General features: G+C 56.0%; 3 protein-coding genes. All 3 read right to left on the bottom strand.

Translation table 11 applies throughout. From position 1 onward, the window contains the following. On the bottom strand, positions 1–188 hold a 188-nt coding region (locus H6F43_RS10335), incomplete at its 3' end, for a DUF4346 domain-containing protein (RefSeq protein WP_190342695.1). A gap of 56 nt (positions 189–244) precedes the next feature. After that, on the bottom strand, positions 245–1,069 hold the full coding sequence (locus tag H6F43_RS10330) for a PHP domain-containing protein (protein ID WP_190342694.1): 825 nt from the start codon (positions 1,067–1,069) through the stop codon (positions 245–247). 185 nt (positions 1,070–1,254) lie between these two features. Continuing rightward, the coding region (locus tag H6F43_RS10325) for a His/Gly/Thr/Pro-type tRNA ligase C-terminal domain-containing protein (RefSeq protein ID WP_242025491.1) at positions 1,255–1,824 on the bottom strand (570 nt) is incomplete at its 5' end.

Here is a 1,824-nt window from a genome sequence, read left to right as displayed (position 1 = left end):
ATCGGTTCGCCCGTCTCTGGATCACAGGCTAGCCCTTTGTCATTGATGATGTTGCCGTAGTGCTTGGCATAGATCAGCCTCTCATCCCGATTGATATAGATAATGAAATAACCACTGGGATCGAGTTCAATAAACCGCTTGGACAGCTTTTGGTCGATCGCAGTTGTATCGGCAATAGCTTGATTCATAGCCCGCACTCGCTTCAAAACAGTACATCTGGCGCTTCCACCATCTTAGATCGCGATTACGCCACAGAAGCCGCTTGCTTCAGCGGCTCCAGCAGCGCCAGCGGCAGTTGCAGACTGTTGAGACTGCCGTAGTCGCCCTGCTTTGCGTCTGAAGCAGGACCATGGTAGTCGCTGCCGCCAGTCATTAGGAGTCCGTATTCGGCACACCACTTTTCGAGGCGCTTCACCTGTGCCAGCGTGTGGCTGGGATGGTAAACTTCCACACCCATTAGCCCGGCTGCAACGAGTTCACCCAGCACGGTTTCCACATCACCACCGCGAAATAGACAGGGATGCGCCCAAACTGGAACAGCCCCACACGATCGCAGTAGATCAATGCCCTCGACGATCGAAAACTTCTCGTAGTGGACGTAGGCGGGTCCGTCATCGTGCAGGAAGCGATCGAACGCCTCACGGGAGGACTGGACATAGCCCGCCCGCACCATTGCCGAGGCAATGTGTGGACGTCCGGGAGCCATGCCTTCGCTCCGGCTTGGTAGCTCCACCGGATAGCCCAGCTGCGCCAGCTTTTGCACCATCTCCTCAGCGCGGCGTTTGCGTCCGTCTAGCCGCTCGATTAAAGGACCGTGTAGCGCGTTTGGATTGGGATAGAAGCCAAGAACGTGAAGCGATCGATCGTGGTGAACCGTGCTGAGTTCAATCCCAGGAACAATCTCTAGCGGGTAGTTAGCCGCCGCTGCAAAGGCTTCGTCCCAGCCCGAAACGGTATCGTGATCGGTAATTGCCAGTGCCAGCACCCCAGTACGCAGCGCCGCAACAACAAGTTGGGTCGGCGTCAGGCTACCATCCGAGAACGTCGTATGACAGTGAAGTTCCAGCATTCAATTTCGGCAGGTTGACGGCAAATTTATTCTCTTACCCCAACACGGCCAGTAAGTGCAGCGCTGCTGCGACCACGTGCAGTCAGGTTCTCTAGTGTAGCAGCTGAGACTCGGTAATGAGGATGCACGATCGCCCCTCTAGCCGCTAAACCCTCTGGTATGGAGGCAATTCAAGCACGTTCGTTCTATGCCAAGGCTTCTGCTAACCACTGCTTCAGGGTTACAACCACCGCGTCTATCGGAATTTCTTGCGACGATTTTGTTGCCCGCTGCACTACTTCCACCTTGCCCTGCTGAAGCGATCGTCCCGTGACAATCCGGTAGGGAATGCCAATCAAATCGGCGTCTTTAAACTTGACGCCCGCGCGCTCGTTGCGATCGTCCAGCAGGGTTTCAATCCCTGCCGCATTCAGCGCGGTGTAGAGCGACTCTGCCGCTTCCACCTGATCGGCTTTGGCGATATCTGGAATTACCACGATCGCGTGGTAAGGCGCGATCGACGGCGGCCAAACGATGCCGTCTTTGTCGTAGGATTGCTCCACCGCTGCCTGCGCCAGACGCGAAACACCAACGCCGTAACAGCCCATAATCAACGGCGCGTCTTCGCCCTGCTCGTTTGTAAACGTTGCGCCTAGCGCTTTGGAGTATTTGGTGCCGAGTTGGAAAATGTGTCCAATTTCGATGCCTCTAGCGGTCTGCAAAGTCTGAGTTGGATCGTGTAGCGCCCGATCGCCCACCGCTGCCTTACGCACATC

The sequence above is a fragment of the Leptolyngbya sp. FACHB-36 genome (assembly GCF_014695955.1).
Taxonomy (GTDB): Bacteria; Cyanobacteriota; Cyanobacteriia; order Leptolyngbyales; family Leptolyngbyaceae; genus FACHB-36.
The sequence above is the reverse complement of the archived record's forward strand: the minus strand, read 5'-3'. Positions and strand labels throughout refer to the sequence as shown.